Below are 11,002 nucleotides of genomic sequence, written 5' to 3' on the forward strand. Positions count from 1 at the left end.
GAGCCCGAGCCGTTATTTGGCCGCCCCTGCGGCTCGCCCGGATGCGCTGCGAGCGCGAATCCGTAGTTGCCGTGTTGCCCGCCAGCTCCCGTGATCGCGACGAGGAGATAGGCTCATGCGGGTTGTGGGATTGGACATCCACCGCGTCTTCGCCGAGGCGGTGATGCTGGAGGACGGCGCGGTCCGGCGTCTGGGCCGGATCGGCATGACGCGCGATCACCTGACTGCGTTCGCCAAGACGCTGACCTCTGACGATCACGTCGTGGTCGAGGCGACCGGCAACGCGAGTGCAGTCACTGAGGTGATCCGGCTGCATGTGGGCCGGGTCGTGATCGCCAACCTGCGCCAGGTGCGCCTCATCGCCGAGGCGCGCATCAAGACCGACGGCATCGACGCGACCGTGCTGGCGCGGCTCTACGCCAGCGGCTTCCTGCCGGAGGTCTGGATCCCGGACGAGGCGACGCTGGGCCTGCGCCGGCAGGTCACGCGCCGCACCCAGATCGTGCGACAGCGGGCGCGGCTGAAGACGATTGTGCAATCGATCCTGCACGCCCACCTCGTGCCGCCCTGTCCCCACGCCGACCTGTTCGGTCCGCGGGGCCGGGCCTGGCTGTTGGCGCAGCCGCTGCCGGCCGACGAGACCGACGCGGTTGCCCGGCACCTGCGCGAGCACGACCGGCTGACCGAGGACCTGAAGGTGGTCGAGCGCGAGCTGGCGCGCGAGGCTCGCGCCAACGCGAACGTCACCCGGTTGATGACGATCCCAGGCGTCGACTTGGTGGTCGCGGTTGGGTTGGTCGCCGCGATCGGACCCGTGGCGCGCTTTGCCGGCTCGGATCGGCTCGTAGCCTATCTCGGACTGAACCCGAGCGTGCATCAGTCCGGTTCCGGCAAGCCACGGCACGGGCGCATCACCAAGCAGGGCCGAACCCACGCCCGCACGATGTTGGTGGAGGCTGCCTGGCAGGCAGTGCGCGGGCCGGGACCGCTGCGCGCCTTCTTCCAGCGCGTGTCAGCGCGGCGCGGGCCTCACGTCGCGGCGGTGGCGGTCGCGCGCAAGCTGGCGGTAATCATCTGGCACCTGCTCACGCGCGGCGAGGACTATGCCTGGGTGCGCCTGGCGCTGCATGCCAAGAAGCTGCGCGAGCTGGAGCTGCGTTCGGGAAAGCCGGCGCGGCGTGGCCAGCGCGGAACTGCTTATGCCTACAACCTGACGCGGGTCCGACAAAAAGAGCGGCGGCGCGTCGAGCAGGCGGAGATTGCCTACCGGCGCCTGACCGAGGGCTGGAGCCGACGCGGGCGCCGGGTGCCCACGGGCGCCGCAAAGGAGGAGCGGCTGTGAGAACGGCGCGGCCGGGCTTGCACCTCGAACCCGGCTCTTCGTCACGTGGTCACCCGTGGGCGACAGAAAAATAGCACGATCAGCGCCGAAAGGGGCTGTTCAACCTCATCCGTGGTCTTGGCCCGGTAAGGCCGGCAGGCGCGTGGCAGGTAGCGGTAGTGGGCGGGCAGCGCGACGAGCGCGAGCGGTTGTAGATGATGTGGCCGTCCTCGCCCTCACCGCGATCTTCATGCGATCGTAGAGGATCTCGCCCGGCACGCTGCCCAGCGCGGCGAAGGCGGCGATATGGCAGCGCAGGACCATCTGCAGGTCCTGGTGCGGAACGAAGCGGGCGAAGGGGTGAAGATCCGGAGCGAAGCCAGGACCTACGGCGCCGGGCAATATGGATGCTGGGGTCGGTTGGTGATGAGCCGGAGCGATGGCTGTGAGAGCCACCAAGGCGAGGAGGGCTGTCGTGTTGCGGAGCAGGTACCGACGGCACTCCTGCAGCCGCCGCAACAGGATGCTCAACGAGCTGCTGTGACAGGCTTGGCCGTGCCCGAACACGTGGGGTCGAGCAGCTTCTCCGCATAGGCGGCGGCAGCCCGGTAGGCCAGCAGGAAGACGGCGGCGTTGGGATCGTCCGCAGACTCACTGATCGCGGCAAAGCTCGTTTGGGACAGATCGGGCTGGCGGCCCGGTAGGCGCACGAGGGCTGCGAAGGGGTTGAAACTCTCGATCTCGGCCGCTTCGACCCGCATGGCAAAGAAACGGCTGCCCTGAAGAGCAATCGGCATCGCCGCCCAGGTGTGGTGGATGCTGCGCGCATACGCTTGCAGTGCGAGCCGCACGCTCGGCTGCACGCAGTCGAGGTGAATGTGAAGCTGGTCCTGGCTGCGGCCGCCCTCGGAGTTCACCGCCAGGCCGACGTCCCCGATCGATGCGGCGCCGTGCAGGGCATCCGTCACATAGTGCCGGGCCGCCAGCGCGGCGCGCCAGTAGATGTTGCCGTTCTGGCCCTGCAACTCGGGCGCCTCGAGCCCGATGATGTGCTCGGTCGGCATGACGACCGTATGGGTTGGCTGCCCTGGTGCTCGCAGCACGGCTGTGCCCGGCCGATCGGAAGTGCCGAGATCAACCGCAAGACAGGGGAAGGTGCGGCCGGTAGTTTTCTTGGCTAGGACGCAAGCCTGCAGCGCCACCCAGAGCACCTGCCGGGTCGCCTCGGCGGCAACTGGGGGCCAGACAATGCCCAGCAGGACAGCGAACACGACCGCGCGGCGCATCGGCCCCCTTTGTGATCCCAGAGCCCAAACGCTCTCTGCAACGCTCTATACAGGTCAGCCAAGGCCGAGAGCGATCCAGGCGTGAGCCGAGCGGCGGATGCGAGGGTGGGCTTCCCGCAGCTGCGCCTTGTCCCTCGGGACACCTCGCAATTCGCAGGTTAGACGTTACGGAGCCATCTGGCTCGCGCAAGGGGAATTATGGAGCTCTCTTTCGTCGCCTTCCGCCTCAATCCAAGAGTGTCTGGTCTAGATGCCCTTGCCGCTTCGGGCCGAGCACAAGAGCCACAGGGTGCGATCGAGCCTGCACCCATACGGATTCAGGCGCACAGAAGGAGTTACTGTGAACTCACACACGCGATTGGCCACAGGGCCGCTGGGAAGTAGGCGCCGTAGCTGTACGTGCACAACGCATACCGTTGCCGGTTCCGGTGTGGTGAATGGCCTGGGTTGCGCGCGCGTACCCACTTGCTCCCAAGCGCAACAAACCGTCTCCTGATCGCCACAACTTTTCGCGTCTGCCAGTGGGCTCGGTACATGCGCAACGCTTGCCCGGCAAATCGAACCCGCGCGCGAGCGACATGCCTATCGCTCCAAGCTGGATGTAGAGAAGCGGTCCGGGAACGCTGGCGGATGTGGGCTGCCCGTCGGGTTTGGCTGAGAAGCTGCCGTCTGAGCTTTGCGTAGCGCAGCCTCTTTCGCGGGGCGGCAGCAACGCGCACAGGGGAGGTGTTTTTCGCCGTCTCCGATGCTTTAGCTTCTAGGTCTCCCGAAGGAAGCGAGTGCCTCGCGAGCACTTCCCCCGGGTTCACGGGAGGGGCTTTCACGGGCTGGTGGGCTGTCCCGCATCCCGCGCAGATCGAGTTGGTCAGGCGCTTCCAGCTCCGCTCGTCGTCATCCAGTCTCTTCTGAACCACCGATCGGTAATCTGGCGTTGCGTCATTCTGCGGGAGCGGCTGGTGCGTTGAAGCAGCATCCGTCTCCACGGGCGACCGAGGTTCCGGTCCGGCCTCACGCTTCTGGCGCAGTGCGCTTTTTACTCTTAGATCCTCGACCAAACGATCAAGGTCAGCTGACAGCTTGTCGTGCTGGCTTCTCGGCGCGCCACCCGCGTTTCCCCCGTCGTTCTCTGCCGCCCCTGCAGAAGAAACCAACATTGCATCCGCCAGCATCATGAATACTGGTAGGATTATCCAGCTACTTGCTCGCATCGGCCTTGCCCGCGTACTTGTTTTTCTATAAGCGGCGGATATATTCTGACGAAGAAGCAGATTACCGGCAATTATCTCTGATGACGACTTTGAATATTTGGTCTTACGAGGTAGTACGCAGTGATTAGAACAGCCGCTCGCAGGCCCGCAACGGAGCGCTGGTCTCATCCACCCGGATCGAGCCACAGTGCGGTTTGCGGAAGGCCCGCAGCCGCCGCTCGATGGCGGGCGCGTAGGCGAGAACCCAGAGGTTGAGGGTGAAGTGGTCGACCTCGACACCGCGTTCGAGGAACGGCTCTTCGATGTCGCGGTAGCTCAGCGGGTACCGCAGGTACCAGGAGACCGCCTGAAGGATCAGCGCCGCCTCGAAATGGCGGCCCCCTGAAGTCGTCCTTGGACCGGCGCTTCAGCTTGGCGGCAATGGCGTTCAGGATCATGAGCAGCCTCCAGGATCGGAGGCGCAACCTCGGCCCGTATGCCTAACGAGCCGTGAATCTCAAAATCTTCGCGGCTGGCCCATGCAGGGCGCCATCGCGGCCTTGAATGCCCAAGTGCTCGACCTCCAGGCAGAACGCGGCGCATGGCAGGCACAGGCGACGTGTCTCTCGGCTCGGGTCCGGCTGGTCGGGTGACGTTGATGCAGGACGCGCTCTACACCGCAATTGCAGAGGCACTCAGCGAGGCGGGGTACATGCCGGCGAGCACCTCCTCCGAGAGGACCGCAGCCCGGATCGCACCTCCCGTTCACAGCTCGATGAAGAATGATATTCCTTTGGCAGCTCCCTCTTGGTCAGGTCCGCTGGTCAATACGGCGAAGTACCAACAGGTTCCTAACCACGTTCGCTCTGATGTCGGCCACCTCTGCAAAATTTAGCCCTCGCGACATCCGAGAAGGTTCGAGGAAAGTGTCGACACTCCTCACTGGCCCCTGGCTGAGGATTTCCAGTGCTTTGGCGAAGCCTCGGGCCTGTGCGGTCGCGAGGCAGACCTCTGATACTTCGCCCCTTTCGAACACCGGGTTCTCAATGACATCTCGAAAAAGAATTGGACCCGTGTCAATGCCCTCATCTATGAAATGTACCGTCACGGCCGGCAGGTAACCATCCCGCAGCATACGATGCACGGCTCCGAGTCCGCGATACTCAGGATTCCAACCCGGATGGGCATTCAGCGTCCCAAGCCGTGGAATTGAAAACGTAGCGCGTCGCAGGATCTCGTCGGTGTAGGAGAGGAGGAGGTCCAGGTTCTCGCCGCGGATGAGACGCTGAGTTTCCGGCGTGCCAAAACCAGTGACAACATGAATCGTCCTCACCAAGGAAGCCGCCTCGGCCTGGGGAGGAGACGAGTTCATCGACAATCGACGGTCCATCGCGAACACGGCGCGCCTGAACGTCGAATAGATTCCGGCGGCACGCAACTTGCGCGTGATCCGCTTCAGATTGCTCCGTGTCCCGGGCCTAGCAAGGAATAGGGCATGTACGGTGACCCCAAGAAGGCCAAGCTCCCGAATGAGCGCCACAGACGCGGGGTTATCGGCCATTGCAAGAACGCCGATGCGCAACCCTTTCATCTAGCCATCTCCAAGAGAGATCTGCTTCCGCCAAGTGTGCCAATGGCTCACAAGCTTCCAAGGCGTGGCCGCCCAAGTCGAGCTGCCGGACCAGCGAGACAATATCTGTTCCGCAACATCCCGATAACCCTCATAAGCGAGTCGGTTGAAGGCTGTCTCGGTATGCCAGTCGAGCATCGCGACGCCGCCGACTGCCCGGATCGTCTCAATCACTTCGTCCGCACGCCTTCGAGCAACGTCGAAACCCGTTCCGGATATAACATGACCGTCCATGATCGCGGTCGGCACAACGTAGAGATCCAGGGCCTTGCGACGCTCCGGGTCCCACGGACGATACGGCAGCGATGTCCCCGCCCGGAAGCCAGGCGCATCCTGCCACGCACAAGAAAGGTCGTACCGAAATCCCGCGTTGACGTGTTTGCGCCAGGTCAAATACGGCTTCCGCCAATCGAGCGCCCAATAGTGATGGCGCAGCCCCGCAACAGGCTGTCCCAATGCCCGCTCAATATCGTTCCGCGTGTCGACGAACTCGTCGAGGCTGGTCTTCGCCTCAATCGCACTATGAAGACCAAATTCCCAACCTTCGCTAGCAAGCCGCCGCAGAACCGTCCAATCAACGGCCCGGTTGAACACAGTCGAGCGGCAGTCGTTCAGCCGCCTCCGTACGCGCCTACGGTGAAATAGATAAAACGCCGAGCAGATGCCGTAGGCGCGCTCCACATTGGCCCAGGCTTCGAACGAGCCGAAATAGCTCCTCTCCACTGGGGCACGAGCCCTTTCTCTCCATCCGAGCTTCGCCAGTTCGCCATATGCTGGGTCTCGACGCAGCAGGTATTTCGTCGTGTTGATGGTGATCTCACTCAAGGCAGAGAGGTCAACAGCATCGGTGTCATGAGTCATCACGAGCGCCATAACGGAGCCATTAGGCCATGGCCGGATCGGGCTTGCGAGACCAAGCTGGCTCGCGAGTTCCGCAACATGGTGCTCTACCAAGGGAATAGCGGAACTATTCCGGCGCGATGACTCGGTTACTCGAAAAACACCACGCCCGTTCCTCGCCGTCTCAGGAATCGAGGCCTCGTCAGCCAAGGTCAAAAGGCGAAACACGCCGCCAATTAGATCAACTTCAACTTTGGCTGGGTTCGCCCAAACCGCGCGACCTGAGGGCAACCAGCGGACCTCATACATCGCCTCGCCGCCCCATGCGGTTGGCTCAAATGGCACGAGGGTCCGCCCCTGAGTACCACCATAAGAAATGTCTGTTTCTCCGACAGCTAACTGGATCCTTCGCCCAAGCCGAACGGCTATTTCATCCAACGTGTAAAGCAGCGCCGCTCTGATTTGGTGCGGTACGTTCTCACCGACAGAGAGGGTTATGCCAGGCGTTTCGATGGGTGGGCAGCTCAATGCGATCTCCATCGAGGTCGGTCTCGGGCGGCTTGATGGCCCCGAGCACCGGATACGTTTCTGAGACCGCCTCTGGCTAAGGGGCCTGCCCGCGCGCTGGCGCGGATTGGGTGTTATGGAGCCTGGGCACTCAATTCGTGACCGCTGCGCGACAGGACGAGGTGGATCACAGGCTGAGCAAGCCGGCCCAGCAGGGACCCTGCAAACAGGAAGTCGCCAGGACTGCGTCGAACATTGGCGATCTTAGCCTTGTATCCCTCGCTTCCTCGCAGGAAGTCGACCTCGTTCAAGCCATGGGCCGCGCTCCAAACCAGATTGGCCGCGAGGAGATGCGCGCCGGGCGATAGGGGGGACCACGCTGCGTCGTAGCTCTTCATGAAATAATACAGCCTGCCCGCATGCACGCAGCCGAGATGCACTGCGATGATCCCCTCGTCGCATTCAAGCCAGGAGAGATGCAGCACGCCGGCCCTCGCAAAGCCCTCGGCGATGCCGCGCAGGATCACACCCGCAGCCTCTGGATCGTTGCACAAGCCCACCCTTTTCTGCCGCGCCGCCCAAGCCGTCTTCTGAGAGATCAAAGCCGTGAACACCCGCTCCGGCACAGGTCCGGCTCGCAGCACCTCGTAGCGGACGCCCTTCTGCACGAGCCGCCGCGTCTTCTTCCGGAACCGCGCGTCGCTGCTCCATCGAAGCCAGGGCGCGCTGTGCAATTCGCTCAGCCTCACCGCGAAGGTAGGCGTGCTGCGAACGTGCTTCGCCGACTGTGCCAGCCAGCGGTTGGTCGCAGTACCGGCCTGGACGGTCTTGATAAGTGCGAGATCGAAGCCTCCGCATCGGTGGATGGCACGCCACAGCGCGGAGCTGGCGCGCTCGTCGGCAGCGAGGATATCGCAGTAGTCGAAGACGTCGCTTCCCACCCAGCGCAGGAACCGCAGGCCGTACCGCCACGTGACCGCGAGAGGAGCCACGGCAACGAGCCGGCCTGCGCGGCGCGCGGTGATGACATGGAGCATCTCGCCCGCCAACTCGCCACGCAGACGCCACCACGCCTCCACCATGGCTGGGTCGGTGAAGACGTAGGTTCCGTGGACCGCCTGCAGGTCCCTCCACTCATCCAACAGCGCAGCGAGGTCGACGGTTGATCGAACAACATCAAACTCGTAGTAGTGACGCTCAAGACACTCTACGGTCCCGCATAGGATGCCGTTTATAAGCTGCCGGCAAGAAACTAATCCTGTGTACATTCTGTGTATGCCCCCATACACAAAGTAAACGCAGGGTACTTACTTCAACTGATATAGACAGAATATCGAGAGAAATTTGGTTTTAATCCGATTGGCGTATGGCTAAGCATGCCGCCCTGCAAAACTCCGTGCGACCTCATGCAGTGCGCCCAATCCGCTTCATCCACTCTGTGAGACCAGCGCAGATAGGAGCCCTTTTTTCGGATGCTGGTCGATTGATGCGATTGCACTTAATGTCGGTCCGGCGTGATCCTTGCCGGTTAGCGCAGTCATTCGGCAATTTCCTGATCACGCATCTGTGCTTCGGTGTAGCGGCGCGAGAGGTCCGGCATGCCTGCAGAATGGCCATGGAAACATGCCGTCCGGCACCTCATGGCGGCTTGCATGCTGCTCTTGCTCGTTGCGACGGCAGCCGTCGCGGCAGATGGGCTCGACATCGGTGAGGTGCGGGAGGGATCAGTCGACGGCCGTCCGGCGCTCGCTGTCGAGTTGTCGTCGAGCCAGCCCTTGGGCGATGCCGCCCTCTCGATCACGTCCAGCCTACCGCTCGTCCTTGGCCCTGCCCGTGTAACCCTCGATAGTTCCAAGCGCGGGGCGCTCGTGCTCCTGCCTCTGGCCGAGCCGCTCGTGGGCGGGGGCAGCCTCGGCGGGCGCGAGTTCTCGCTGACGGTCTCCGATGGCACGCGCTCGACCACGGCGCAGGTGCGTGTGCGGGAGCGTCACGACGAGACGAGCCTGACGCCGTGGGAGAAGGCCGTGGCTGGGCTCGGCATGCTCGGCCTTGCATTTCTGGGCGGTCTCATCCTCAACCTCATGCCCTGTGTTCTGCCGGTCCTGACACTCAAGCTGCTCGCGGCGGTGCGCCTCGGCGGCGGCACACCGGCTCAGGTGCGCGCCGGCTTCCTCGCGACCGCAGCCGGCGTCGTTGCTTCCTTTCTTGTCCTGGCGCTTGGATTGATCCTCGTGCGGCGAGCAGGAGGCATTGTCGGCTGGGGCATCCAGTTCCAGGAGCCCGGATTTGTTGCGGGACTGGCGGTGGTCACCGCCCTGTTCGCGGCCAACCTCTGGGGCCTGTTCGACCTGGCGCTGCCGCGCGCTTTCGCCAGCCGGATCGGTGGACCGGCGAGGGAAGGGCTTGCTGGGCAATTCGCGGTGGGCTTTTTCGCGACACTGCTCGCCACGCCCTGCTCGGCACCCTTTGTCGGCACCGCGATCGGCTTCGCCCTTCCGCGCTCGGGCATGGTCATTCTCGCAGTGTTCCTGGCCTTGGGGCTCGGGCTTGCGGCGCCCTACCTCGCCATCGCGGCCGTTCCGAGATTGGCCTCTTGGCTGCCGCGGCCTGGACCCTGGATGCTACACCTGCGGCGCGGGCTCAGCCTCGCGCTCGCCGGCACCGCCCTATGGCTGCTCTCGATCCTGTCGGCCCAGGTCGGTCCTCTCGTCGCCACAAGTGCTGGCGTGCTGCTTGCGGTGATGACCCTGCTCTTCGCGCCGCGATCCTGGACCGGCGGACGGGTACGGCGCGCCATCTCAAGCGGAATTGGTGCCCTCGCCGTTTCGGTGTTGGTATTGCCCGTCCTCGCCGAGGGGCGGCTCGTCTCAAGACCGGCCACACCTGAAACTGGCACGGTGGCTTGGCGCCCGTTCGACCGCGGCATCCTGCGCGCGCTCGTCGCCGAAGGTCACACCGTACTCGTTGATGTCGACGCACGTTGGTGCCCTACCTGCCGTCTCAACGAGCACCTCGTGTTCGACCGAGCGCTCGTGGCAGATCGGCTCGCTGACGACGTGCTGCCGATGAAGGCGGACTGGACCTTGGCGGACCCGGCTGTATCGGCCTTTCTCGCATCCTACGGACGTTATGGCGTGCCCTTCACCATCGTCTATGGGCCCGGCGCGCCATCGGGCCTGCCGCTGCGGGAGATCCTCACCACCAGCATGGTCTTCGATGCCATGGCATTGGCTAAGAAGGCGGATGGTATGGCCTCGACGCCGACCGACAGACAGCCCCTAGCGCGCCGATGAGGGTATGGGCCCCTTACGGTCGATCCTCGCTTTGTCCCCGACGTAGTTCGTAGCACAGCGTTCCGATAGATCTTGCCCGTGTGGAACGTTCCGGGCCCGGCGTTCCCCTGTTCCAAAGAAGCGGATCGGGCCCCTGGAACGGGAGAGCGTGCGACATCCGAGACCCTAATGGAACGGCAGAGCCGGTCCTCAGCTACGCTCAGAGGCGTTCCAGAACCCGAATGGCGGTCTGGGCGTGCCACCGGCCCCCCACTGGCGTCGCGATCTCCCGCCGGTTCAACTCGGCCGCTATGCCACGCGCCGACAGTCCGGCCGCCTTCAACTCGGATACGACCGGCGCACTGTCGCAGATTGGGCGTTATGAAGCCGTCCAGCTCGCAAAAGTGCCTTTATGGAACCGAAAAGTGGCCCTTCGGGAAGTGCTCGGAAGGTCAGTCAGCCGGCGGCGCATTCGCCTCCGCCTGCCGGGCGCGAAGCCGAGTGACGCGGCCCCCGCGTTCCGCGACGTGGCGCCAGGCGACCAACTCATGGTTTCGTCCCCGTCATCGCTTCGAGCGTCCGTTGCTGGCGGCGCAGATCCTCCAGATCGTCCCTGATGCGCCGCAGCCGCAACTCGACCTCGGTGAGATCGGCCCCGACCGTCATCAGGGCTAGGAGCGCGGCCGTCTCCGCCCGCGCGCACATCTCAGCCCTGCCGATCTGGTCCTTCACGTCGCTCAGCATCGCCTCCCTGGTCGCTGCCGTCGTCATCGCTGCCCCCAGCTCCTAACGCCGAAGGCGGCAAGCGCCTGGGTTCGCCGATGGGGCGTCACGTACCTAACCCGTCGAGGCAGAGATAACCGGCGTCGAACTCCGCGAAGGCCTTCAGCCGCGCCACGTCGGGGACGGTCAGGACGTGGTTGCCCGTCACGATCAGCTCCTTGCCCCGGAGTGCCTGC

General features: G+C 64.1%; 8 protein-coding genes and 2 pseudogenes. 2 read left to right on the plus strand and 8 right to left on the minus strand.

The genetic code is table 11. The features are described from left to right. Positions 1 to 115: 115 nt before the first annotated feature. A complete protein-coding gene (locus tag WDW90_RS22940) occupies positions 116 to 1,342 on the plus strand; it encodes an IS110 family RNA-guided transposase (RefSeq protein ID WP_336489777.1) in 1,227 nt (408 codons plus the stop codon). 65 nt (positions 1,343 to 1,407) lie between these two features. Here the strand turns inward: WDW90_RS22940 and WDW90_RS22945 are convergent. The 6 genes and pseudogenes from WDW90_RS22945 to WDW90_RS22970 all read right to left on the minus strand — a co-directional run. Further along, positions 1,408 to 1,678 (minus strand): annotated as a pseudogene (locus WDW90_RS22945) (IS21 family transposase); the annotation flags it as partial. A gap of 170 nt (positions 1,679 to 1,848) precedes the next feature. Beyond that, on the minus strand, positions 1,849 to 2,607 hold the full coding sequence (locus WDW90_RS22950; protein WP_336489778.1) for a CDP-diacylglycerol diphosphatase: 759 nt from the start codon (positions 2,605 to 2,607) through the stop codon (positions 1,849 to 1,851). 1,353 nt (positions 2,608 to 3,960) lie between these two features. Further along, positions 3,961 to 4,252: pseudogene (locus WDW90_RS22955) on the minus strand (transposase domain-containing protein); the annotation flags it as partial. 353 nt (positions 4,253 to 4,605) lie between these two features. Continuing rightward, positions 4,606 to 5,385: a formyltransferase family protein gene (locus tag WDW90_RS22960; protein ID WP_336489779.1), complete on the minus strand. Its 780-nt coding sequence runs from the start codon at positions 5,383 to 5,385 to the stop codon at positions 4,606 to 4,608. Further along, positions 5,386 to 6,804 carry a polysaccharide deacetylase family protein gene (locus WDW90_RS22965; protein WP_336489780.1) on the minus strand — a complete coding sequence of 473 codons (1,419 nt, stop codon included), beginning with the start codon at positions 6,802 to 6,804 and terminating at the stop codon, positions 5,386 to 5,388. 101 nt (positions 6,805 to 6,905) lie between these two features. Continuing rightward, the gene (locus WDW90_RS22970) at positions 6,906 to 7,853 is read right to left on the minus strand and encodes a GNAT family N-acetyltransferase (protein WP_431311101.1); all 948 of its coding nucleotides are present in this window, start codon (positions 7,851 to 7,853) and stop codon (positions 6,906 to 6,908) included. Between the two features lie 570 nt (positions 7,854 to 8,423). Here WDW90_RS22970 and WDW90_RS22975 point away from each other — a divergent pair. After that, on the plus strand, positions 8,424 to 10,064 hold the full coding sequence (locus WDW90_RS22975; RefSeq protein ID WP_336489782.1) for a protein-disulfide reductase DsbD family protein: 1,641 nt from the start codon (positions 8,424 to 8,426) through the stop codon (positions 10,062 to 10,064). A gap of 199 nt (positions 10,065 to 10,263) precedes the next feature. On the opposite strand, the gene WDW90_RS40790 is transcribed toward WDW90_RS22975, so the two are convergent. Continuing rightward, positions 10,264 to 10,386: a recombinase family protein gene (locus WDW90_RS40790; protein ID WP_431311102.1), complete on the minus strand. Its 123-nt coding sequence runs from the start codon at positions 10,384 to 10,386 to the stop codon at positions 10,264 to 10,266. 203 nt (positions 10,387 to 10,589) lie between these two features. Beyond that, positions 10,590 to 10,814: a hypothetical protein gene (locus tag WDW90_RS22980; protein WP_336489783.1), complete on the minus strand. Its 225-nt coding sequence runs from the start codon at positions 10,812 to 10,814 to the stop codon at positions 10,590 to 10,592. Between the last annotated feature and the right edge of the window lie 188 nt (positions 10,815 to 11,002).

The organism is Methylobacterium nigriterrae (assembly GCF_037106235.1).
Classification (GTDB): domain Bacteria; phylum Pseudomonadota; class Alphaproteobacteria; order Rhizobiales; family Beijerinckiaceae; genus Methylobacterium; species Methylobacterium nigriterrae.

Bases quoted from the DNA above. Each gene is read 5' to 3' on its own strand.
- WDW90_RS22940 (WP_336489777.1), top strand. From the start codon at position 116: ATGCGGGTTGTGGGATTGGACATCCACCGCGTCTTCGCCGAGGCGGTG.
- WDW90_RS22950 (WP_336489778.1), bottom strand. From the start codon at position 2,607: ATGCGCCGCGCGGTCGTGTTCGCTGTCCTGCTGGGCATTGTCTGGCCC.
- WDW90_RS22960 (WP_336489779.1), bottom strand. From the start codon at position 5,385: ATGAAAGGGTTGCGCATCGGCGTTCTTGCAATGGCCGATAACCCCGCG.
- WDW90_RS22965 (WP_336489780.1), bottom strand. From the start codon at position 6,804: ATGGAGATCGCATTGAGCTGCCCACCCATCGAAACGCCTGGCATAACC.
- WDW90_RS22970 (WP_431311101.1), bottom strand. From the start codon at position 7,853: ATGGTGGAGGCGTGGTGGCGTCTGCGTGGCGAGTTGGCGGGCGAGATG.
- WDW90_RS22975 (WP_336489782.1), top strand. From the start codon at position 8,424: ATGCTGCTCTTGCTCGTTGCGACGGCAGCCGTCGCGGCAGATGGGCTC.
- WDW90_RS22980 (WP_336489783.1), bottom strand. From the start codon at position 10,814: ATGACGACGGCAGCGACCAGGGAGGCGATGCTGAGCGACGTGAAGGAC.